A 22,661-nucleotide genomic window follows, 5' to 3' on the forward strand; every position below is an offset into this window, starting at 1 on the left:
TGGGATGACACGTGTGATGGGTGCGTCGAGCATGCACGAAGATCTGAAGCGGACCGCGGCCTCCTGTAGGAGGCCGTGGTCGCGTATGACTGCTTTGTTTGTCGCAGTACCGCTATAACTGTCGAGAACCAGCGCTAAGGATCAGACCGCGAGTGCCGCCTCTTGGCGTTCGACGCCAATACCCTGCAATAGCGAGGCTACATCCTCGATCAACTGCCCGTCCTGCAGCAGTTCGAAATGGCCCCGGTCGCTGCTCAGGTGCCGCAGTGGCGTGCCGTAGTGCCCATCGATACTTGACCGCGCCGCCACTTCGCGCCCCGCCGCCCACCAGCAGGTGGGTTTCACTCGAGTGCCTGGCAATGCCTTCATGGCCATCGCTACTCGGTCCAGTTGCAGCGTGGTACGCACGAAAGCAACCCGCTCGGCGATGGCGAGATCGACCAACACTGGCGACGACAAGGTGCCAAGCACGGCCGCCATTGGCTCACCTAACAGCAGTCGCTCATCCTTGCCGGGGCCCTGCCAACCACAGCACAGTGCTCGGCTAGCGTCCGCATCGGCGCCCAGCGCCAGCAGCAGGCTCAACAAGCGCTCATCCCAGGGCTGCTGCTGGTCGGCCTGCGGCAAGTAGCTGTCCAGCAGCCCGACGAAGGCCACCGCCTGGCCCTGTGCCTCCAGCTCACGCGCCACCTGCAACGCCAAGGCGCCACCCAGCGACCAGCCGAGCAGGTAATAGGGCCCCTGTGGCTGCACGGCGCGGATGTAGTCGCAGTAGTCGACCGCCATCGACTCGACATCCCCGTCGACCCAGGCAGCATTGAACAACATGCGGCACTGGATGCCGTGCACCGCCCATTGCGGCTGCAGCCGCCTGGCCAACGGAAGGTAGTCGAACACCGAGCCATGCACGCCATGCAGGCAGAACAGCGGTGTGGCGCCCTGCTTCGGGGTGTTCAGCAATAGCATCGGGGGCTGGCTGGCAGCGCTTTGCAGGCGCCCGACCAACTCGCCGATACGCGGCGTGGTCATCAGATCGCGAAGGGTCATGGTGAACCCATCCAGCGCTGCCACCCGCACCCGGCGTACCAGTTCCATGGCCAGCAGCGAGTTGCCGCCCAGTTCGAAGAAGCTGTCATCAAGGCCGACCTCTTCCACATCCAGCAGCTCGCCCCAGAGCTTCGCCAGGCTCACCTCCAATGGCGTGACCGGCGCGCGGTAGTGTTCGGAACGGTCCAGCACGGGGGCTGGCAAGGCATGCCGATCGAGCTTGCCGTTGGGGTTCAATGGCATGGCTGGCAGCACCAGCAGGTGCGCGGGCACCATGTACTCCGGCAAGGCCTGGCGCAACCGGGCAAGCACCTGGCCACGCAGCGCGGCATCCCACTGCAGGCCCGGCGCCAGCACCAGGTAAGCCACCAGGCGCGAACCACGCCCTTCGCCTGCCACGGCGACCACCGCTTCACGCACTTCATCCATGGCCATCAGGCACGATTCCACTTCGCCCAGTTCGATGCGGAAACCGCGCACCTTGACCTGATGATCCACCCGGCCAAGGTACTCGACCACACCATCATGGCGCAGGCGCACCAGGTCGCCGGTACGGTAAAGGCGGCCACCTGTCGGGCCGAACGGGTCGGCGACGAAACGCTCGGCGGTCAGGCCCGGGCGCTGGTAGTAGCCGCGCCCCAACCCCTCACCGCCGATGTAGAGCTCGCCGGGCACGCCAGCTGGCAACAGCTGCAGGTCGCTGCCCAGCACATAGGCGGAACGCGCGCCGACGGGCGTGCCCACCGGCATGTACTGCGCATCGAACCCGCTGCCCAGGTGAACCGCCCACAGCAATGGCGTGATCACGGTCTCGGTCGGGCCATAGCCATTGATGATGCGCGGTGTGCGCAGCACCTGCTGGATCTGCTCGAAGGTGGCCCGGCTGGTGCCTTCGCCGCCCACGGTGTAAGAGCGAATGGGCAAGTCTGCACCCGCCTCGCCCAGATGCTCGGCCAGCTGCTGCAGGTAGCTGGGGGTGAAGCAGGTAATGGTGATGCCATGCTCGGCAATCTCGCGCGCGCTGCGCTCGACATCCCAGGCATCGTTGTCGCGCAGCATCAGCATCGAACCGGAAACCAGCGGCACCAGCCAGCGCTCATGGGCGCCGTCGAAGTTGATCGAGGCGAACTGCAGCTCGCGGTCTTCGGGGGTCATGCCATAGCGCTCGGCAATGGCCAGGCAGTGCATGGCCAGTGGGCCGTGGGTGACCGCCACGCCTTTCGGCCGGCCGGTGGAGCCGGAGGTGTAGATCAGATAGGCCAGGTTGCCCGCCGCCACCGGGTAATGGGCATCGTGCGCCGGGTAACCTTGCAGTTCGGCGCCATCCGCGCTGACCGGCAACACTGCGACAGCGGCAGGCAGTGGCAGCTCGGCCAGCAGATGGGGCTGGGCCAGCACCAGGGCAACGCCGCTGTCCTCGATCATGTAGCTCAACCGCTCGCGCGGGTGGGTCGGGTCCAGTGGCACGTAGGCGCCGCCGGCCTTGAGCACGGCCAGCAAGGCAACCAGCATTTCGACAGAGCGCTCGAGCGCTATGCCCACGCGCACCTCCGGGCCTACACCCGCCTCGTGCAGGCGCGCCGCCAGCCGGTTGGCCCACTGGTTGAGTTGCTGGTAATCGAGCTGCCTGCCCGCCACGACCAGCGCGGGGGCGTTGGGGCGCAGGTGGGCCTGTTGCTGTATCAGCCCGTGCACGGTACGCATTTCGGCGGCCATGCCCAGCCCAGGGTTCAAATCCTCCAGCTGCCAGTTGCGTTCAGCCTTGCTCAGCATGCACAGCTCGGCGAGCGGTTTGTCGTGCTCGGTGCTCATGCGCCACAACAGGTTCTGCCAATGGGCGAACATCTGCTGGGCGGTAGCGCCATCGAACAGGTCAGTGGCATAACTCAAGCTGGCACTGAGCTGACCGCCATGCTCCTGCGTGTCCAGTGCCAGGTCGAACTTGGCCCGCGAGGTCGGCGCGGGCAGCAGGGTCATCGACAAGCCGGCAAGCGCCGAAGCCCCCAGGTCATCGCCCATCACCTGGTGGTTGAACATGACCTGGAACAGCGGGTTGTGGCTGAGATCGCGATGCGCCACCAGGCTATCGACCAGCGCTTCGAAAGGCAGGTCCTGGTTGGCCTGGGCGGCGAGCAAGGTGGTGCGGGTGTCGTGCAGCAGCTGCGCGGTGGTCAGGCCATCTTCAAGCCGACCGCGCAATACCAGGGTGTTGACGAAGAAACCCGTCAGCGGCTCCACCTCTGGCCGGTTGCGCCCCGCCGACGGCATGCCCACGCAGACATCGTTCTGGCCGCTGTAACGGCGCAGCAGCAGCTGGAACGACGCCAGCAGCACAGTCGACAACGTGCAGCCGTGCGCTTGGGCCAGGGCGACCAGGCGCTGACGCAACGGCTCGTCCAGCGTGCCGGTCACCGCCTGGCCACGATGGCTGGGCACAGCTGGGCGTGGTCGATCGGTGGGCAGTTCCAGCACCGCAGGGGCATTGCTCAGTTGCTCCGTCCAATAGGCCAACTGCCGCGGCCCCTCGCCCGCTTCAAGCAGCTGGCGCTGCCAGGCGGCGAAATCGGCGTACTGAATGGCCAGCGCCGGGAGGTTGGCCTCGCGGCCTTCGCAGGCGGCCTGATAAAGCTGGATCAGTTCCCCGATCATCACCTGCATCGACCAGCCATCGGAGACGATGTGGTGCTGGGTGATTACCAGCACCCGGTCCGTCGCGCCGATTTCCAGCAACAGCACCCGCAGCAACGGGCCACGCTGAAGGTCGAAGGGCCGCACCACTTCGTGACTTACCGCCGCGGCGATGGCCTGGTCGTCGGCGCCTGGCAAGGCCACGTGCTCGATCGCCACCGGGGCTGCAGCGTGGATACGCTGCAGGGGTTCACCTTCGGCTGCCTCGAAGGTGGTGCGCAGCGGCTGGTGCCGCGCCACCAGCGCATCGAAACTCCTCTGCAGCGCGGCAAGGTCCAGTGGGCCTTCAAGGCGCAACGCTGCCGGCATGTTGTAGGCGGCACTCTGTGGGTCCAGCTGCCAGAGGAACCACTGGCGCTGCTGGGCATGGGAAAGGCGTGGCTCATCGCCTTCAGCCAGCGCGACGATGGGCAGGCGGCCCGGGTCGATGCCTTTTTCCAGCAGGCGCTTGAACAGGGCCACGCGCTTGTCATGGCCCAGCCCGCTGATCCGCTGGACCAGCTCATTGCCCTGTTGGGTCCCTTGCTTAAGCATCAAATGCCTCCAGTTCGTCCAACGCGTCAAAAATGGCGTCGTAGTCTTGTTCTGCCGGGCCCGCGTTGCGCGACACCAGGGCAGCCAGGGCGCCAAGGTCGTCGGCGAGGTAGGCATCCTGGATCGGCAATTCGACGGAAAACTCGGTCTTGATCCGGGAAACCAGGCGCACCATCAGCAACGAATGCCCACCCAGTTCGAAGAAATTGTCGTTAAGGCCAACCCGCTCGACCTTCAGCACCTCCTGCCAGATGGCAGCCAGGCGTTGCTCCAGCTCGCTCTGCGGCGCCAGGTACTCGCGCCGGGACTGGCCCAGCGCCGGTTTGGGCAGTGCCTTGCGGTCGAGCTTGCCGTTGGGCGACAGCGGCATGCGCTCGAGCAGCACCCACTGGCTTGGCACCATGTAGTCCGGCAGCACGGCAGCCAGGTGCGCCTTGATCGCCGCCAGGCTGTCGGCCTGCTCGGCCACCAGATACGCCACCAGCTGACCTTCGGCGGCCACTACCACGGCTTCGCGCACGGCATCCTGTTCCTGCAGGCGCGCTTCGATCTCGCCCAGTTCGATGCGCAGGCCGCGGATCTTCACCTGGTGGTCGATACGCCCGGCGTATTCGATCACGCCGTCCTCGCGCTGGCGCGCCAGGTCGCCGGTGCGGTACAGCCGCTGGCCAACAACGAACGGGCTGGTGACGAAACGCTCGGCAGTCAGCGACGGGCGGCGGTGGTAACCGCGGGCAAGGCCAATGCCACCCAGGTACAGCTCACCGGTCACGCCAGGGCTGACCGGGTTCAGCTCGCCGTCCAGCACGTAGGTCTGCAGGTTGGCGATCGGCTGGCCGATCGGGACGGCATCCTTGCCTTCTTCGACGCACGTCCAGTGGGTGACGTCGATGGCCGCTTCGGTCGGGCCGTACAGGTTGTACAGGCCGCTTTGCGGCAGCAGCGCCAGGGTCTGGCGTTGCAGCTCCACCGGCAGTGCTTCGCCGGAGCAGATGATCCGTCGCAGCGAGGTGCAGCGGGCGGCGTTTTCATCGCCGACGAAGGCCTGCAGCATCGACGGCACGAAGTGCAGCGTGCTGATCTGCTCGCGGGTGATCAGCTCGGCCAGGCGCGCCGGGTCGCGGTGGTCACCGGGCAGCGCCATGACCAGGCGTGCGCCTTCCATCAGTGGCCAGAAGAACTCCCACACCGACACATCGAAGCTGAACGGCGTCTTCTGCAGCACGCTGTCATTGGCGCTGAGCTGATAGGCCTCCTGCATCCAGGCCAGGCGATTGTGCAAGGCGACATGGCGGTTGCCGGCGCCTTTCGGTTTGCCCGTGGAGCCGGAGGTGTAGATGACGTAGGCGAGGTTTTCCGGGTGCAGTAGCACATCCGGGTTGTGCGCATCCTGAGCGTTCCAGGCCTCGGCCCGGTCCAGATCGAGCACGCTCAAGCCTTCGGGAATCGGCAGGCCATCGCGCAGGTGCGACTGGGTCAGCAGCAAGGCGATGCCGCTGTCCTCGAACATGTAGGCCAGGCGGTCCTGCGGGTAGTCCGGGTCCAGCGGCACATAGGCGCCGCCGGCCTTGAGGATCGCCAGCAGGCCGACCACCATTTCCACCGATCGCTCGGCGGCGATGCCGACCAGCACGTCCGGGCCCACGCCCATACCGCGCAGGTACTGCGCCAGGCGATTGGCCTCGGTATTGAGTTCGGCGTAGCTCAGCGTGCGTTCGGCGAAGGTCAGTGCCGGCGCCTGCGGCTGTTGGATGACTCGCTGTTCGAACAGCTGATGCACATACGGCGTACCTGAGTATTCGCGTGCTGTGGCGTTCCAGCTTTTCACTATCCGCGAATGAGCCGCCGCATCGACCAGCCCGAAGCTGCCCAGCAAGGCTTGCGGCGCGCTGGCAAAGCCTTGCAGCAGATGGCGCAGCTCGGCAGCAATTTGCTGCACCTGCTCATGGCCGAAGACCTGGCGCTGGTAGGCGAAGGTCAGTTGCATCTGTTCGCGTGCTTCGGCAATCAGGGTCAGCGGGTAGCCGCTGTATTCCTGATAATCCAGGCCGGAAAGACGCAACCCGGCACTGCTGTCCGACAGGCTCTGGGCCAGCGGGTAGTTCTCGAACACCAGCAGGCTGTCGAACAATGCCTCGCCATTGCGCCCGGCCGCCGCCTGGATGGCATACAGCGGTAGGTATTCATGCTCGCGCAGGCGCAGGTTGAGCGCCTGCACCTCACGCACCCAGTCGCCCACCGCCATCTGCCCTTGTGGCTCGGCGGCCACCGGCAGGGTGTTGATGAACAGGCCCAGTTGCTGCTCGATACCTGGCAATTCCGCCGGGCGCCCGGAGACGGTGGCACCGAAGCAAGGCCGACGTTGACCGGTGCGACGCTGCAACAGCAGCGCCCAGGCAGCCTGCAGCACGCTGTTGAGGGTGACCTGCTGTGCCTGCGCAAAGTGCTTCAGGGCCTGGCTCAGTGCCTCGCCCAGTTCCAGCACCACCGCGCCCTGCCCGGACTGGCTGGCATCGCGGGTAGCGCCAAGCAGCGACGGCCCGTCGAGGTCGAGCAGCTGGGCTTTCCAGAACGCATCGGCGCCAGCGCGGTCCTGCTGCTGCAGCCAGCCGAGGTAATCGCTGCGGGTGGCCTGCGTCAGCGCGGCAGGCTGCCCCGAGTAGGCCTGCATCACGGCGGCGAACAGCAACGAATTGCTCCAGCCGTCCATGAGAATGTGGTGGCTGCTGTAGATCAGGTGATGGCGCTGTGGCCCGGTGCGCACCAACACCAGGCGCAGCAGCGGCGCCTGGCCAAGGTCGAAGGCGCGTGCCTGCTCGGCCTGCGCCAGCGCTTCGAGGCGGGCGTCGATATCGGCCTCGCCTGCCCAGTCGAAGCGCTCGACTGGCAGCTCGACATGGCGCAATACCACCTGGCGTGGCGCTTCCAGGCCCTGTTCCCAGACAAACCCGGCGCGCAGCGACTCATGCTGGTCCAGCGCCAGCTGCCAGGCCTGGATGAAACGCTCAGGGTCGAGGTCGTCGAGGTTCAGGCGCAGGCGGTTGACGTAACTGCTGGCCTGGCCGTCGTACAGGCTGTGGAACAGCATGCATTCCTGCATCGGTGCCAGCGGGTAGATGTTCTCGACCTGGCGCAGGTCGACCGGCAGCGCATCCAGCTGCGCCTGGGTCAGGCCTGCCAGCGGGAAGTCGGCCGGGGTAGCCCCGCCGGCGTGGCTGTCGAGGCAATGCGCGACAAGCGCGGCCAGTTCACAGGCGTAGTCGTCGGCCAGCTTGGCGATCACCGGTTCGTCGAACATCGCCTGGCTGAAGGTGAAACCCAGCTCCAGTTCGCCGCCCAATACCTGACCATTGACGCTCAGCCAGTTGCCCAGTGGCGCGTCGGCAGCCAGGGTGGCGCCCACGCTTTCCATGGCGGGTGCGAACAGCCGGTCTTCACCGAAGCCCTGGTCGAACTGGCCGAGGTAGTTGAACGTCACCCGCGCTTGCGGCAACGCTTGCAGCGCCGCCTGTTGCGCCGGGCTGCCAAGGTAACGCAGCACGCCATGGCCGACGCCGCGCCCGGGCACGCCACGCAACTGCTCCTTGATGGCCTTGAGCGAGCCGGCCGGGTCGTCGGCCGGGGTCAGCGCCACCGGGAACAGGCTGGTGAACCAACCCACCGTGCGGCTCAGGTCCACGCCGTCGAACAGATCCTCACGGCCATGGCCTTCCAGCTGGACCAGCGCACTGCCCTGCCCGGTCCAACGGCACAGCACCCGTGCCAGGGCCGTGAGTAGCAGGTCGTTGACCTGTGTGCGATAGGCTGCCGGCGCCTGCTGCAGCAGGCCCTGGGTTATGTCGGCAGCCAGCCGGCAGCGTACGGTGCGTGCATCGCGTACCTGCAGGCTGACGTCGCGGCGTGCAGCCGGCAGGTCGCCGCTGTGCCCCGTGAGGGTCGCTTGCCAGTAAGCCAGCTCTGCCTCGCGGGCAGGCTCCTGGGCCCAGCCCACCAGGCGTTCGGCCCAGGCCTTGAATGCCGTGCTCTTCTCCGCCAGCGCGGGCGCGCGCCCGGCCAGCAGGGCAACGCAGGCCTGCTCCAGGTCCTCCAGCAGCACGCGCCAGGACACACCGTCGACCACCAGGTGATGAATTACCAGCAACAGGCGCTGCCCACCTTCGGCAAGGTCGCACAGCACTGCGCGCAGTAACGGCCCGTGAGCAAGCTCAAGGCTGCCCTGCGCCTCTTCTGCGATTGCCTGCAGTTGCTCAGCATCACTCGCCTGACGATGCCAAAGCAGTCCGCCTGGCACGCCCGCACGGTGCTCGGCACGCCAGCTGCCTTGCAGATTGCTGAAGGCCAGGCGCAGTGCGTCGTGCTGGTTGACCAGCAGCGTCAGGGCCTGCTCGACGATGTTCGCCGTCAACGCCTGGCGCGGTTGCAGCATGACTGCCTGGTTGTAATGCCCAGGCTGGTTCAGGGCCAGCTCGAAGAAGCGTGCCTGCACCGGCAGCAGCGGCATGCTGCCGCCGACCTGTGCAACAGCAGCGGGCTTGGCCACTGCAGCAGTCACCTTGGCAACCTGGGCCAGCTGGGCGATGGTCTGCTTCTCGAACAGCTGGCGCGGGCTGAGCTTGATCCCCTGGCGCTTGGCCCGGGCGATAATCTGCAGGCTGAGGATGGAGTCGCCACCGAGCTCGAAGAAGTTGTCTTCGACGCCGATATCTTCACGCTTGAGCACCGCTTGCCAGATGGCCAACAGCTGCTCCTCCAGCGCAGTGCTGGCGGCGACATGGCGCTTGAGTTGCACCTGCGGCTGCGGCAATGCGCGGCGGTCCAGCTTGCCGTTGGCGGTCAGCGGCAGGCGTTCCAGCAACACTAGATGAGCCGGTACCAGATAGTCCGGCAGCAACGCCTGCAACTGCTCGCGCAGGGCCTCGGCGCTCAGCGCGGGGTTGCCCGGCACGCACCAGCCGACCAGTTGCAACTGCGCCGGATCATCCCCTTGCGCAACCGCCAGCACCACGGCGTCATGCACCCCTGCCAGGCCACGCAGTACACGGCCGACTTCCCCTGGCTCGACACGATAACCGCGGATCTTCACCTGGTCGTCGGCACGACCGAGGAAGTGCAGCAAGCCTGCGTTGTCGCGATGTACACGGTCACCGCTGCGGTACAAGCGCGTGCCCGGCGCGCCAAACGGGTCGGGCACGAAACGTTCGGCGGTCAGCGCCGCCTGGCCGAGATAGCCTTGCGCCAGGCTGTCGCCGCCAATGTACAGTTCGCCAGCGACACGCGCGGGCAACACGTTGAGCACATCGTCCAGCACCCGCACGCTGGCACCCGGCAGCGCTGCGCCCAAGGGTATCGCGTGCGGCGCTTCACCTTGCAGCTCGTGGGTCAGCACACCGACCGTGGTTTCGCTGGGGCCGTAGTGGTTGATGAAGCGGCAGCCCGGCTTGAGCTCGCGCACTTTCTGGTACAGCGCGGGTGAGCAGGCCTCACCGCCGACGATCAAGGCATGCTCGGGCAGCACATCTGCCGCGTTGGCCGCCTGCAGCAGGCCATTGAGGTGGCTGGGGACGATCTTCAACACGCCAATGCGCTGCTCGCCCATGTAGGTAGCGAAGGCATCGGGATCAAAGCCCAGCGCCTCCGGCAGCACATGCAGGGTGCGCCCGGAGCACAGGGCGCCGAACAGCACCGTATGGCCAAGGTCGGCAGCAATGGTGGAAACCAGCGCCATGCTCACATCTGCGGCCAGGTCCAGACGTTGCAGCAGGCCATCGACATAGCTGGCCAACGCGCCATGGCTGACCACCACCCCCTTCGGTTGGCCGGTGGAGCCGGAGGTGTGGATCACATAAGCCGGTGCAGTTGCCAGTATCGCGGCGTGTGGCGCATTACCCGGCAACGAAGCCCAGCACTGCGGAGTGTAAGGTTGTACCTGGCAGCCTGAGGATGCCAAGGCCTCTTGGCGAGCCTCGGCAGAATCGCAAAGCAGCACCGACGCGCCGCTGCGCTCCAGCATGCCTTGCAGGCGTTCGGTCGGCGCCTTGATGTCCAGCGGCATGTAGACGCCGCCCGCCTTGAGAATGCCCAACAGGCACACCAGCCAGTCCAGCGAGCGCTCCATCAGCACCGCAACCGGCGCACCAGCGGCGACGCCCAGGTCGCGCAGGTGATGGGCCAGGCGATTGGCCTGGCTATCCAGTTCGGCATGGCCAAGCCCCTGCCCTGCACAGACCGCCGCAATGCCATCGGGCTGACGGCGCACCTGCTGCTCCCAGCGCTGCAGGACCAGGGCCGGTTGCGCACGCTGACTGGCCACCTCTGGGGCAGGCGCCTTGACCAGGGTATGCAGCGGCGCATCTGGTGCGGCCAGCAACGTCTCGAACAGCTCACGCAAGGCGCCGATGAAGCCTTCGATGGTGGTGCGCTGGTAGAGATCGCTGGCGTAAGTCATCTCGCCGTGCACAAGGCTGCCATCGTCGGTGACGTCCAGGGCGAGGTCGAAGTGGGTGCCTTCCTTGCGCAGCGGATATTCGCTGACTGCCAGCCCCGGCAGTTGCAGTGCGGTCTGCTTCTGCACGCCGACGTTCTGGTTGAACTTGGCCTGGAACAGCGGGTTGTGGCCAAGGCTGCGCTCCGGTGCGAGCACTTCCACCAATTGCTCGAACGGCAGCTCCTGATTGGCCTGGGCGGCGAAGGTTGCCTCGCGTACCTGCACCAGCAGTTCACCCAGCGACAGGCGCTCGTCGACCACGCAGCGCAGCACCTGGGTGTTGACGAAGAAACCGATCAGGCCTTCCACCTCTTCGCGCCCGCGGTTGGCGTTGGGCACACCGATGCGGATGTCACGCTGCCCGGAATGGCGCGAGAGGAACAGCGCGTAGCCGGTCAGCATCAGCATGAACAGGGTCACGCCCTGGGCCCGGGCAGTCTCGCGCAGGCGCTGCGACAGCGGCCCGCCGAAGTCGAACTTCAGGGTCTCGCCCTGGAGGCTCTGCACGGGCGGGCGCGGGAAGTCCGCAGCCACGTCGAGCAGGTGGTGTTCTTCACCCAACTGCTCGCGCCAGTGCTGCAACTGGCGCTCGCCCTCACCAGCCTCCAGCCAGCGGCGCTGCCACACGGCGTAGTCGGCATACTGCAGCGGCAGCGCCGGCAGGCTTTGGGGGCCAGCCTGGTAGCACTGGACGAACTCGCGGACCATCACGTCCATCGACCAGCCATCGGAAACGATGTGGTGCATGCACACCACCAGCACGTGTTCATCCTGGCCCAGGCGGAACAGGCTGGCGCGCAGCAGCGGGCCATTGAGCAGGTCGAACGGGCGAGCGACTTCGTCCTCTACCAGGCGCGCCAGCTCGACCTCGTCATCCGTGCCGAGGTCGATACGCTGCAGGGCCATAGGCGCCGCAGCCAGCACCCGTTGCAGCGGCTGTTCGCCGTCGACCTGGAACACCGTGCGCAGCGCTTCGTGGCGCTCGATCAGGGCGTCGAAGGCGCCCTGCAAACGGCTTGCGTCCAACGCGCCGCGCAGGCGCAGGCCGGCGGCCATGTTGTAGGCGGCGCTCTGCGGGTCGAGCTGCCAGAGGAACAGCAGCCGCTGCTGGGCGTAGGACAGCGGAATCGCCTCAAGGCCATGGCGGCTGACCGGGATCGGCAGCAGGCCGAAATCCTTGCCATCCTGGCGCAGCTTGGCGAGGAACTGACGGCGTTGTTCGAGCGGCAACCCGATGAACTTCTCGGCGATACGCAGCGTAGTGTTGCGGGTCATGCTCAAACCTCCTCCAGTGAATTCATGAACGCTTCCATGTCGGCCCAGTCCTCGTCAGCGGTGCCGCCGAGGGCCTGCAGCTCTTCAGCCAGGGCGGCCAGGTGCGGGCGCTCGAACAGGCTGCGCATGGGCAGCGCAACACTCAGTTCGGACTTGATCCGGGCGATGACCTGGGCCGCCAGCAGCGAGTGCCCGCCAAGGTCGAAGAAGCTGTCGTCGAGACCGACGCGGGGCACCTGCAGGACTTCCATCCAGATCGCCGCAAGCTGTTGCTCCTGCTCGCTGACCGGCGCGCGGAAGCTGGCCTGCAACTGGCTCGGGTCGGGCGCGGGCAAGGCCTTGCGGTCAAGCTTGCCGCTGGGGGTCAGTGGCAGGTTGTTCAGCAGCACCAGGTGCGAAGGGACCATGTAGTCCGGCAGCGTCGCGCGCAGGCCCTCGCGGATCGCCTGGCGCTGCGCTTCGTCACTGGCGCCATCGGCCTGGGTGACCACATAGGCCACCAGCTGCCGCCCGCCGGCCATGTCCAGGGCCAGCACCGCCGCCTCGCGCACACCTGGGCATTGCTGCAGGCGCATCTCGATTTCGCCAAGCTCGATACGGAAGCCGCGCACCTTCACCTGATGGTCGACTCGGCCGATGTATTCAATGGCACCGCTGGCATCGAAGCGGGCTCGGTCGCCGGTTCGGTACAGGCGCTCACCGGGCACCTCCGGGTCGGGCAGGAAGCGTTCGGCGCTGAGCGCGGGCTGGCCGTGATAACCGCGTGCCAGGCCGGGCCCACCGATGTACAGCTCGCCGATGGCACCCGCTGGCACAGGCTGCATCTCGCCGTCGAGAATGCACAGGCGCCGGCCGGCCAGGCCCTGGCCAATGGGGATGCCGCGCCAGGACACATCCTGCGATGCCAGCGCCGTGCAGTCATGGATGCTTGACACTACCGTGGCCTCGGTCGGGCCATAGGTGTTGAGCAAGCGCACCCCGCCAAGGCCGGCACGGCGCCACAGGTCGAGGCCATCGACTGCCATGGCTTCGCCGCCGACATGCACCTGGCGCAGTCCGGCAAACGACTGTGGAGTAGCGCGGGCGTAGTCCTGCACCAGCATGTGCCAGTAGGCCGCCGGCAGGTCGGCGACAGTGATGCCGTGCTGCTGCAGTGCCTGCAGGAAGCTGGCGCTGTCCCACAGGCGGCTGTCGCGCAGCACCACGCGGGCACCGACGCACAGCGGAGGGTAGAACTGCTCGACAAAGCCGTCGAAGCTGCAGGTGGCGAACTGCAGCACACGATCTTCCGCGGCCAGGCGCGAATAGTCAGTTGCCAGTTCGCAGAACTCGGCCAACGCGCCATGGCTGATGGCGACGCCTTTGGGGCGGCCGGTAGAGCCGGAGGTGTAGATCACATAGGCCAGGTTGCCTGGCTGCAGCGATACCGGTGGGGCATGCTCAGGTTGCTCGGCAAGCTCACCCTGCGCCTGATCCAGGCACACGACCTCGATGCCGTCAGCCTCTGGCAGCTGGCCGAGCAAGTTCGATTGCGTCAGCAGCAAACGCAGGCCGCTGTCGGCGAACACCTGGGCAATACGCTCGCCGGGTGCTTGCGGGTCCAGCGGCACATAAGCGCCGCCGGCCTTCAGTACCGCCAGCAGGGCAACCCCCATGTCCAGCGAACGCTCCAGCGCTACACCGACCAGGGTCTCTGGGCCGACACCCGACTGCATCAGGCGTTGGGCCAGGCGGTTGCTGCGGCGCTCCAGCTCGGCGTAGCTCAGGCTGGCGCCCTGCCCTTCGCCGGCCAGCACCAGGGCAACCGCCTCGGGCGTGCGCGCTGCCTGTGCCTGGAAGCGCTGATGGGCCAATGCCGATGCGTGCGGTGCGGGTGCACGCAGTGCCCAATGCTGCAATTGGCGAGACTCTGCAACATCGAGCATTTGCAGCTCGCCGATTCGGCATTGCGGGTCAGCGAGCACGCTGTGCAGCAGGTTGCGCCAATGGCCGGCCATGCGCTCGACGGTGGCGGCATCGAACAGGTCGGTGGCGTAGGTGAAGGCGGCCAGCAAACGTTCGCCTTCCTCGCGGGTTTCCAGCATCAGGTCACTGGCGGCGGCATGGCTGCGGGCACCGGCCACGCTCTGTTCGGCGTCAAGATGCGCCAGTTGCAGGCCGCAGCCCAGGCGCATGCCCTGGATGTCGGTGACCAGCGGCTGATGGTTGTACATGACCTGGAACAACGCGTTGTGGCTCTGACTGCGGCTGGGCTGCAGCGCCTCCAGCAGCGCATCGAACGGCAGCTCCTGGTGGGCTTGCGCGCCCAGGGCGGTCTGACGCAGGGCCTGCAACAGCTGCGCGAAGGTCTGGCGGCCGTCGAGCTGGCTGCGCAGTACCTGGGTATTGACGAAGAAGCCGATCAGCCTCTCGACCTCACCGCGGTTGCGGTTGGCAATCAGGCCGCCGACGCGGATATCGCCCTGCCCGCTGTAGCGGTACAGCAAGGTCTTGAAGGCCGCCAGCAGCACCACGAACAAGGTCACGCCCTGGCGCTGGGCCAGCGCCTTCAGGCCATTGCGCAGCTCGGCGTCGATGGCGAACTCCAGGCGCGCGCCGGCGTGGCTCGGCTGTGCCGGGCGTGGCCGGTCGGTGGGCAATTCCAGTGGCTCATGCTCCTCGCCCAGCTGCGCCCGCCAGTAGTCGAGCTGCCGCGCCTGCTCGCCGGCTTCCATCCAGCTGCGCTGCCACAGGGCGTAGTCGCGGTAGTGCACGGCCAGCGCCGGTAATTGGGCCTGGCCCCCAGCGCTGCGGGCGTCCAGGCAGCGCATGAACTCTTCGATGAGGATGTTCATCGACCAACCGTCGGCAATGATGTGATGCATGGTCAGCAGCAGCACATGCTCATCCGCCGCCAATTGCAGCAACGCTACCCGCAGCAGCGGGCCCTGCTGCAGGTCGAACGGCTGGCCTGCTTCGCGGGCGACTTCTTCCCGGGTGCGCTGCAGGCGCTGATCCGCACCCAGGGCGGTCAGGTCGACATGGCGAACCTGCACCTGCGCACCGTCACCGACACACTGCACGGCCTGCCCGTCGACTTCCTCAAAGGTGGTACGCAGGCACTCATGGCGCTGCACCAGATCGGCAAAGGCCAGGTCCAGCGCCTGATGATTCAGGCTGCCGAGCAGGCGCACGGCCCCTGGCAGGTTGTAGGCAGCGCTGCCCGGCTCCAACTGCCAGAGGAACCACATGCGCTGCTGGGCGTAGGAAAGCTGGTCGCGGCCGGCGACACCGCTGCAGTCGGGGATGGGGTAGCTGGTGAAATCGACCTGCTCGTCGCGCAGGGCGGCGAAGAAGACACGGCGTTTTTCCAGCGGCAGTTCAATGAAGCGGCGCGCCAGCTTCAGGGATTGATCGAGGGTGCTCATAGGTCGTCCGAACCGGTGATGGGAGCCGCCCTGGGCTCCGCGATACCTGTTGAACGAATGGTTCCGGCTTGCATTTAGGCGCTGTTGGCAAAACCTGTGGCGCCCGTTTGGCAACCGCGCGCCGGTGCGCCCGAAGACGTGCCGGCGGTCGCTGCACTGCTTGCGCGGCTCAGCCCGCGCCGTGCCCCTCGGCCATGGCCACGATGACCTTGCGCTTGCCGGTGAAGGTGCTGCGGGCGTGGGCGGCGAGCATGTTGTCGAGCATCAGCACATCGCCTTCCTGCCACGGGAAGGCGATGGTGCACTCCTCCAGCACGCCGCGCACTTCGTCGAGGATCGAGTCTTCGATGGCTGAACCGTCGCCGTAATAGACATTGCGTGGCAGGTCTTCCTCGTCGACGATTTCCAGCAGGCTCTCGCGCACTTCGGGCGGCAGGTTGGACACATGGAACAGGTGCGCCTGGTTGAACCACACATCCTCACCGGTACGTGGGTGGCGGGCCACTGCCTGGCAGATCTGGCGGGTGCGCAGTTCACCGTCATCCTTCCAGTCGCAGGTGATCGCATGGCGTTGGCAGTAGGCCTCCACCACCGCCGGGTCGTCGCTGTTGAATACCTGCTCCCAGGGCACGTCCAGGCCATTGCCGAAGTTGCGCACGTACATCAGCCCATGGCGATTGAAACGTTCGTGAATGCGCGGGTCGATGCGGCGGAACACTTCGCGGCTATCGGCGATTGGCGTTTCCCCTCCACTTTCGGCAGCGATCATGCTGTAGAACCAGATCTTCATCGGCCATTCGCGGGTGTAGGCCTGCTCGTTGTGCAGCGGGATCTTCTGGTGCGCAGGGTACTCGGTGGAGGTGTATACACCCTGGGTGACGTTGCTTCGCGGGGTAGAACCGAACTCGTAATTCAGCAACGGGTGGCCGAAGCCGCCGGCGAAACTGCGGAAGGCCTCGGCGCCGCCCACGTCGAAGCCGCGAAAAAGAATGCCACCGGCGTCGAGCAAGTGGCGGTCGACCAATTCGCGAATCGGCTCCAGCGCCTCGTTGAGGTCCAGGCCGGCGTGGGGCGCCTCGACCAGCAGGGGCAGGGTGCGCTGGCCGGGCAGCAGTGGCCGGGCAAGCAGTTCCAGTATGGCGCTCATGGCTTCCCCCTTACGGCGGCGGGCCGTAGCGGGCTGAGCAGCAATTGAATGGCAACAGGCAGCGCCTGGCTGGCCTTGAAGCAGGTGGCGGCATGCATCCTTCGACCCTCGATAAAATGACAGCAAGCTCCGGCTCGGGCGCGCAGCGCACGTCGGCCTTGTGCAGAGGAAACGAGGGGCAGAGGGAGGGATTTAGCGTAGATGGCGTCCCCGGCAGGAATCGAACCTGCACCAGAGTCTTAGGAGGACCCCGTTCTATCCATTAAACTACAGGGACTGAAACCCGTCGGCGATTTTACTGAGCTGAATGCAGCATTAGCGCGACGGCGAGCATGTTAACCAGCGCGCCACCGTTTGTCATGCCTGAATCGGGCTTTTTGCACGTAGGGTTTTTCTGGGAGCCATCAGGCAATCAACTTTTCCTGACGCAACAGTTCGATCAAAGCAGTAACCGCCGCAGCCAGATCACCTGAATTGTCGAGCGTGTGGACCGACGGCGCAGCCTCCAGCTGAAGCCGGGCATTGCGCGCCAGGCGCTGGTCGACTTGCTCCGGGGTTTCCCGCCCGCGGGCGAGCAAGCGTTCACGCAGCACCTCGGGTTGCACTTCGAGGCACACCGCCAGCAGATTCGGGTAACGCTCCCGCGCGACGGGCAGATAGGCCCGAGAGCCATTGACCAGCACCGAGCGCCCTTGCGCCAACCACTGATCCACCTGGGCCGGAATCCCGTACTCCAGGCCATTGGCCCGCCAGTGCATGGCGAATGCGCCCTCCTCGCGCAGTTGCGCGAAGCGTTCCGCGCTCACGCCGTGGGCCGCTTCACCCTTGGCCTCGGCCGAGCGAGTGATGACCCGACGGGCAATTTCTACCCCTGCGGCAGACAATTGCGCACGAGAAGCATTGATCAGGGAATCTTTTCCCGAACCCGATGGTCCTACCAGAAATATCAGGCGGCCTGAGGCTCCATCTCGGGCGCTTGCGTCATGTTGCATAGCCACTATGCTCTATGGAAGGAAACCCGCGCATTCTAGGTGTTTTCTGCAACCTTTGCTGCGTTTTACAGGTTTTTGACGGCAAAAGGCTGACGGTGCAGAGGGCTGGATAATGCAAAACTTTTCAAACCAGTGCTCATTTCTGATAATTGGTACTGGCAAAAAGCCTTTATCCGGCTCACTATTTGTCACAGAATTGACGCCAAGGAAACGGCGACCATGAGGCAAGATGACCATCCAAATTTCCATGACGGTTGAACATTTTGTCGTCGCCACGGTCGTACTTCCACTCCGTGCGGCCAATTTGAGAACCGCTTCCCCTGAACCAGTAAATCCGGTCAATTTATATGCGCCCAATGAAACAGGCTATTTATTCGAGCCGCACCGCTGACAAGTTCGTCGTCCGCCTGCCAGACGGGATGCGTGAGCGCATTGCCGAGGTAGCGCGCAACCATCACCGCAGCATGAACTCCGAGATCATCGCGCGCCTGGAGCAGAGCCTTATCCAGGAAGGCGCGCTGGGCGACGAGCTGAGCATGCGCCTGGACAGCCCGGAGCTGTCGCTGCACGAGCGTGAGCTCCTGCAACGTTTCCGCCAGCTGTCCCACCGCCAGCAGAATGCACTGGTGGCCCTCATCGCTCACGATGTGGAAATGGCCGCCGACGCCTCCTGAGGCCGGCAGCAAGCAGACACGAAAAAGCCAGCGTAAGCTGGCTTTTTTCGTTGTGTGTAGGAGCGGCCTTGCCGGGGCGCCGGACCGGTCGGAAAGGGCTGCAAAGCAGCCCCAGGATACTGCAGTGGATCACAGATCCTAGCGCAGCTTCGCAGCCCTTTCCGACCGGTCCGGCGCCCCGGCAAGGCCACTCCTACAAGAGGAAGAGCGTTGCCAAACCCAGGAAGATGAAGAAGCCGCCGCTGTCGGTCACGGCAGTGATCATCACGCTCGAGCCCATCGCCGGGTCGCGCCCCAGGCGCGTCAGTGTCATAGGGATGAGTACACCCATCAATGCCGCCAGCAACAGATTCAAGGTCATCGCCGCAGTCATTACCACGCCCAGCGACCAGCTGCCATAGAGCCAGAACGCTACCGCACCAATCACCCCACCCCAGATCAGGCCATTGAGCAGCCCTACCGCCAACTCCTTGCGCATCAGCCGGCTGGTATTGCCTGGCGATACCTGATCCAGCGCCATGGCACGGACAATCATGGTAATGGTCTGGTTACCCGAGTTGCCGCCAATACCGGCAACGATGGGCATCAGCGCAGCCAGCGCCACCAGCTTCTCGATCGAACCTTCGAACAGGCCGATCACCCGCGAGGCGACGAAGGCGGTAATCAGGTTGATCGCCAGCCACGCCCAGCGGTTGCGCAGCGAGCGCCAGACCGAGGCGAAGATATCTTCCTCCTCACGCAGACCCGCCATGTTGAGGACTTCGCTTTCGCTTTCCTCACGGATCAGGTCGACCATTTCGTCGATGGTCAGACGGCCGATCAGGCGATCACTCTTGTCCACCACGGGCGCCGACACCAGGTCATAACGTTCGAAGGCCTGAGCAGCGTCGTAGGCATCTTCCTCAGGGTGGAAAGACACGGGGTCGGTTGCCATGACCTCCGCCACTTTCTTCTCCGGATCGTTGACCAGCAGGCGCTTGATCGGCAGCACACCCTTGAGGATGCCCTCATAGTCGACCACAAACAGTTTGTCGGTATGGTTGGGCAGCTCTTTCAGACGGCGCAGGTAACGCAGTACCACTTCCAGGCTGACGTCTTCGCGGATGGTGACCATCTCGAAGTCCATCAGCGCACCGACCTGCTCCTCGTCGTAGCTCAGTGCCGAGCGCACACGCTCGCGCTGCTGGGCATCGAGGCTTTCCATCAGCTCGTGAACCACGTCACGCGGCAGCTCTGGCGCAAGGTCTGCCAGTTCGTCGGCGTCCATTTCCTTGGCCGCAGCCAGGATCTCGTGATCGTCCATGTCGGCGATCAGCGATTGACGAACAGAGTCGGAAACTTCGAGGAGGATGTCGCCATCGCGATCCGAGCGCACCAGCTGCCAGACCGTCAGGCGGTCCTGCAGGGGCAAGGCTTCGAGGATGTAGGCGATGTCTGCTGGGTGCAGGTCGTCGAGCTTGCGCTGCAACTCGACCAGATTCTGGCGGTGGACGAGGTTTTCCACCAGGTCATTGTGCTGACCTTCCTGACGATGAGTCAGGTCTTCTACCACGCGTTGGCGCTGCAACAGTTCGACCACCTGGGCCAGGCGATCCTGCAGGCTCTCTTGAGCTTTCTTTACTTCTACTTCAGTCATAGGCGAACTCCACTCCCAGCAGCGGAGCACGCCGGGAGAATCAATCAGTCAGATCTAGCTGTATGAATCTTGTTAGGGAGTAACTACTGGGTAAGTCCATGGTGGTTTTCCACAAGCCCCGGCGGGGCTGACGGGCGCAATCATACACTGCCTTAGCTGCCAGATCGCTTAAAATTTTGGCCAGAACAATCGTTTGCGTGATAAAGCTGGGACAACGCTCGAAGCCATCAGTGCGACGGCAGACGCGCAATTAAAAACACATGCGCCGCGCAAAAGTCTGTCGGGCTGGTTTCTGTGCAGTCTAGTAGGCATCACTGACAAAGCAGTGAAACAGAAAACAAAAAGCCCGCTCAATTGAGCGGGCTTCTTGATTGTGTGGCGGACTCAGCAGGATTCGAACCTGCGACCGCTCGGTTCGTAGCCGAGTACTCTATCCAGCTGAGCTATGAGTCCGTGGTGGTAGTTTTAGACCAGATTACCACTGGTGGGTGAAGCGACTTTGCAAGCATAGCCACTTCAAAAGTGGCGGACTCAGCAGGATTCGAACCTGCGACCGCTCGGTTCGTAGCCGAGTACTCTATCCAGCTGAGCTATGAGTCCGTGGTTGGCAGTTTTAAACCAGATACCGCTGGCGGGCGAAACAACTTTGCAAGCAAAGCCACTTCAAAAGTGGCGGACTCAGCAGGATTCGAACCTGCGACCGCTCGGTTCGTAGCCGAGTACTCTATCCAGCTGAGCTATGAGTCCGTCATTGGTAGTTTTAGACCAGATTACCACTGGTGGTTTGAAGCAGCTTTGAAAGCAAAGCCACTTCAAAAGTGGCGGACTCAGCAGGATTCGAACCTGCGACCGCTCGGTTCGTAGCCGAGTACTCTATCCAGCTGAGCTATGAGTCCGTGTCTTGCCGCGCATGATAGTTCGCTGAAACATTTTTGCAAGAACTTTTTCGTTTAACTTCAACGACTTAGCGTTCTTACCGTTTACAGCGCCCTACGCAAATAATGGCGGTGAAGGGGGGATTCGAACCCCCGATACCCTTATGAGGTATACTCCCTTAGCAGGGGAGCGCCTTCGGCCACTCGGCCACCTCACCGCAACACGAGGCGAATATTAAAGAACCTCTTTCACCTTTGCAACCCTTTTTTTGAAAAAAACTTCAAAAAAATTAAAGGCTTGGCTCTTCATCCTTCTCCTTCTTGATCCGCAGGTAGATTTCCTCGCGGTGAACAGCCACTTCCTTCGGGGCGCTGACGCCAATACGCACCTGGTTGCCTTTGACGCCGAGCACCGTCACGGTGATCTCGCCGTCTCCAATGATCAGGCTCTCGGCGCACCGACGAGTCAGAATCAACATAGCTTTCTCCTTACGCAAAACATTCAGGGATTACAGTCTTGGGATGTCAGGGCCTTGCCGTGGACCACGGCACAGGGCCTGGATGATCGCCCCGCCGGCAGGACAGGGCCTGCGTGGCGACCAGAAACGCGAAGGGCGCGGCTAAGCCGCGCCCTCCAGGCAAGGCCTTACTCGCCCTGTCGGGCAGGAGCGTCGAGTTCGAACGCGGTGTGCAGCGCGCGAACGGCCAGCTCCAGGTACTTCTCTTCGATAACCACCGAGACCTTGATTTCGGACGTGGAGATCATCTGAATGTTGATGCTCTCCTTGGCCAGGGCTTCGAACATGCGGCTGGCAACGCCCGCGTGGGAGCGCATGCCAACACCGACGATCGACACCTTGGCGATCTTGGTGTCGCCGATCACTTCACGGGCACCGATTTCACGTGCGGTGTTTTCCAGCACGCTGTAGGCCTTCTCGTACTCGTTGCGGTGCACGGTGAAGGTGAAGTCGGTGGTGTTATCGTGCGAAACGTTCTGCACGATCATGTCCACTTCGATGTTAGAAGCGCTGATCGGGCCGAGGATCTTGAAGGCAACGCCCGGGGTGTCCGGCACGCCACGAATGGTCAGCTTGGCCTCATCACGGTTGAAGGCGATACCGGAAATGATCGGCTGTTCCATGGATTCCTCTTCATCAATGGTAATGAGGGTACCTGGACCCTCCTTGAAGCTGTGCAGCACGCGCAGCGGAACGTTGTACTTGCCGGCGAACTCCACCGAGCGGATCTGCAGCACCTTGGAACCGAGGCTGGCCATTTCCAGCATCTCTTCGAAGGTGATCTTCTCCAGGCGGCGGGCCTGCGGCACGACGCGCGGGTCGGTGGTGTAGACGCCATCGACGTCGGTGTAGATCTGGCACTCGTCAGCCTTGAGCGCAGCCGCCAGGGCCACGCCGGTGGTGTCGGAGCCACCACGGCCGAGGGTGGTGATGCTGCCGTGCTCGTCGACACCCTGGAAACCGGCCACCACGACCACGCGACCTTCCTTGAGGTCGGCACGGATCTTCTGGTCATCGATCTGCAGGATGCGCGCCTTGTTGTGCGCGCTGTCGGTGAGGATGCGCACCTGGTTGCCGGTGTAGGACACCGCTGGCACACCGCGCTTGATCAAGGCCATGGTCAGCAGGGCAATGGTGACCTGCTCACCGGTCGACACGATCACATCCAGCTCACGCGGAACCGGCTGATCGGTGATCTGCTTGGCCAGGTCGATCAGGCGATTGGTTTCACCGCTCATGGCCGACAGCACAACCACCAGGTCGTCGCCCGCTTCACGGTGTTTCTTGACCTTTTCGGCTACCTGCTCGATCCGCTCGATGGAACCGACAGAGGTGCCGCCAAATTTCTGTACGATCAACGCCATTTCAATGGTGCCTCAGCCCA

At 64.4% G+C, this 22,661-nt stretch carries 10 protein-coding genes and 6 tRNA genes; 2 read left to right on the top strand and 14 right to left on the bottom strand.

The window, feature by feature from the left end; all coding sequences use genetic code 11:
• Positions 1-141: 141 nt before the first annotated feature.
• The 6 genes from BUQ73_RS18700 to phnN all read right to left on the bottom strand — a co-directional run bounded on the left by BUQ73_RS18700 (position 142) and on the right by phnN (position 17,574).
• On the bottom strand, positions 142-4,269 hold the full coding sequence (locus BUQ73_RS18700; RefSeq protein ID WP_161492850.1) for an amino acid adenylation domain-containing protein: 4,128 nt from the start codon (positions 4,267-4,269) through the stop codon (positions 142-144).
• Positions 4,262-12,028: a non-ribosomal peptide synthetase gene (locus BUQ73_RS18705; RefSeq protein ID WP_079229191.1), complete on the bottom strand. Its 7,767-nt coding sequence runs from the start codon at positions 12,026-12,028 to the stop codon at positions 4,262-4,264. Before BUQ73_RS18705 ends, BUQ73_RS18700 begins: the two co-directional genes overlap by 8 nt.
• Before the next feature lie 2 nt (positions 12,029-12,030).
• Complete coding sequence (locus BUQ73_RS18710; protein ID WP_079229192.1) at positions 12,031-15,435, bottom strand: non-ribosomal peptide synthetase; 3,405 nt, start codon at positions 15,433-15,435, stop codon at positions 12,031-12,033.
• A gap of 169 nt (positions 15,436-15,604) precedes the next feature.
• A complete protein-coding gene (locus tag BUQ73_RS18715; RefSeq protein WP_079229193.1) occupies positions 15,605-16,582 on the bottom strand; it encodes a TauD/TfdA family dioxygenase in 978 nt (325 codons plus the stop codon).
• A gap of 202 nt (positions 16,583-16,784) precedes the next feature.
• A tRNA-Arg gene (locus tag BUQ73_RS18720) sits at positions 16,785-16,859 on the bottom strand.
• Between the two features lie 127 nt (positions 16,860-16,986).
• Positions 16,987-17,574 carry a phosphonate metabolism protein/1,5-bisphosphokinase (PRPP-forming) PhnN gene (gene phnN, locus BUQ73_RS18725; protein WP_079229194.1) on the bottom strand — a complete coding sequence of 196 codons (588 nt, stop codon included), beginning with the start codon at positions 17,572-17,574 and terminating at the stop codon, positions 16,987-16,989.
• Between the two features lie 229 nt (positions 17,575-17,803).
• Between phnN and BUQ73_RS28510 the strand changes: the two genes are divergently transcribed.
• Entirely contained in the window at positions 17,804-17,965 is a 162-nt protein-coding gene (locus BUQ73_RS28510) for a hypothetical protein (protein ID WP_192858737.1), read from the top strand.
• Positions 17,922-18,248 carry an Arc family DNA-binding protein gene (locus BUQ73_RS18735; RefSeq protein ID WP_003254499.1) on the top strand — a complete coding sequence of 109 codons (327 nt, stop codon included), beginning with the start codon at positions 17,922-17,924 and terminating at the stop codon, positions 18,246-18,248. Before BUQ73_RS28510 ends, BUQ73_RS18735 begins: the two co-directional genes overlap by 44 nt.
• A gap of 193 nt (positions 18,249-18,441) precedes the next feature.
• Here the strand turns inward: BUQ73_RS18735 and mgtE are convergent, their stop codons facing one another.
• The 8 genes from mgtE to BUQ73_RS18775 all read right to left on the bottom strand — a co-directional run bounded on the left by mgtE (position 18,442) and on the right by BUQ73_RS18775 (position 22,641).
• Positions 18,442-19,884, bottom strand: coding sequence for a magnesium transporter (gene mgtE / locus BUQ73_RS18740; RefSeq protein ID WP_027921101.1), 1,443 nt, complete (start codon positions 19,882-19,884; stop codon positions 18,442-18,444).
• Between the two features lie 376 nt (positions 19,885-20,260).
• A tRNA-Arg gene (locus tag BUQ73_RS18745) sits at positions 20,261-20,337 on the bottom strand.
• Between the two features lie 70 nt (positions 20,338-20,407).
• Positions 20,408-20,484 (bottom strand) — tRNA-Arg (locus BUQ73_RS18750).
• Positions 20,485-20,554: 70 nt separating this feature from the next.
• Positions 20,555-20,631: transfer RNA gene (locus BUQ73_RS18755), tRNA-Arg, on the bottom strand.
• A gap of 72 nt (positions 20,632-20,703) precedes the next feature.
• Positions 20,704-20,780, bottom strand: a tRNA-Arg gene (locus BUQ73_RS18760).
• A 106-nt stretch (positions 20,781-20,886) separates the two neighbouring features.
• A tRNA-Ser gene (locus BUQ73_RS18765) sits at positions 20,887-20,977 on the bottom strand.
• Positions 20,978-21,049: 72 nt separating this feature from the next.
• Positions 21,050-21,238 (bottom strand): carbon storage regulator CsrA, encoded by a 189-nt coding sequence (csrA, locus tag BUQ73_RS18770; RefSeq protein WP_003254503.1) that lies wholly within the window; start codon positions 21,236-21,238, stop codon positions 21,050-21,052.
• Positions 21,239-21,405: 167 nt separating this feature from the next.
• Positions 21,406-22,641, bottom strand: a complete 1,236-nt coding sequence (locus tag BUQ73_RS18775) for an aspartate kinase (RefSeq protein ID WP_027921100.1) — start codon at positions 22,639-22,641, stop codon at positions 21,406-21,408.
• Between the last annotated feature and the right edge of the window lie 20 nt (positions 22,642-22,661).

Origin of the sequence: Pseudomonas putida (assembly GCF_002025705.1) — a bacterium.
Taxonomy (GTDB): domain Bacteria; phylum Pseudomonadota; class Gammaproteobacteria; order Pseudomonadales; family Pseudomonadaceae; genus Aquipseudomonas; species Aquipseudomonas putida_J.

What these genes read in the sequence shown, in the direction of transcription:
- phnN (WP_079229194.1), bottom strand. Translation starts at nt 17,574, where the DNA reads ATGCAACATGACGCAAGCGCCCGAGATGGAGCCTCAGGCCGCCTGATA.
- mgtE (WP_027921101.1), bottom strand. Translation starts at nt 19,884, where the DNA reads ATGACTGAAGTAGAAGTAAAGAAAGCTCAAGAGAGCCTGCAGGATCGC.
- BUQ73_RS28510 (WP_192858737.1), top strand. Translation starts at nt 17,804, where the DNA reads ATGACCATCCAAATTTCCATGACGGTTGAACATTTTGTCGTCGCCACG.
- BUQ73_RS18710 (WP_079229192.1), bottom strand. Translation starts at nt 15,435, where the DNA reads ATGAGCACCCTCGATCAATCCCTGAAGCTGGCGCGCCGCTTCATTGAA.
- BUQ73_RS18735 (WP_003254499.1), top strand. Translation starts at nt 17,922, where the DNA reads ATGCGCCCAATGAAACAGGCTATTTATTCGAGCCGCACCGCTGACAAG.
- BUQ73_RS18715 (WP_079229193.1), bottom strand. Translation starts at nt 16,582, where the DNA reads ATGAGCGCCATACTGGAACTGCTTGCCCGGCCACTGCTGCCCGGCCAG.
- BUQ73_RS18775 (WP_027921100.1), bottom strand. Translation starts at nt 22,641, where the DNA reads ATGGCGTTGATCGTACAGAAATTTGGCGGCACCTCTGTCGGTTCCATC.
- BUQ73_RS18705 (WP_079229191.1), bottom strand. Translation starts at nt 12,028, where the DNA reads ATGACCCGCAACACTACGCTGCGTATCGCCGAGAAGTTCATCGGGTTG.
- BUQ73_RS18700 (WP_161492850.1), bottom strand. Translation starts at nt 4,269, where the DNA reads ATGCTTAAGCAAGGGACCCAACAGGGCAATGAGCTGGTCCAGCGGATC.
- csrA (WP_003254503.1), bottom strand. Translation starts at nt 21,238, where the DNA reads ATGTTGATTCTGACTCGTCGGTGCGCCGAGAGCCTGATCATTGGAGAC.